Source organism: Bacillus sp. SIMBA_005, assembly GCF_046535585.1.
Taxonomy (GTDB): domain Bacteria; phylum Bacillota; class Bacilli; order Bacillales; family Bacillaceae; genus Bacillus; species Bacillus pumilus.
This window is the reverse complement of the sequence record NZ_JAWRWI010001294.1, coordinates 1-230: the sequence shown is the minus strand read 5'-3', so window position 1 is coordinate 230 and position 230 is coordinate 1. Positions and strand designations below refer to the sequence as shown.

Annotated in this window: 1 pseudogene; it reads right to left on the bottom strand. The window is 45.7% G+C overall.

The window, feature by feature from the left end:
* A pseudogene (locus SB660_RS24245) lies at positions 1–230 on the bottom strand (3-hydroxy-3-methylglutaryl-ACP synthase); the annotation flags it as partial.

The window sequence follows — 230 nt, the reverse complement described above, 5'->3', positions numbered from 1 at the left end:
AATATCCGTTCCGATGATGAGCGCTTTCGCTCCCGGCGATGTTTGCGACAAGATGAAATTCACGCCCATTTGAAACCCGGCCGTTAAAGAATAGCAAGCCTGCTTCACCTCAAATAACCGGCAATTCCGCTTCAGCTGCAAATAATCATGGACATATGTACTGATGGATTTGCCAAAATCAATCCCGGATTCCGTACAGGTAATGACCATTTCAATCTGATTCCGTTCCT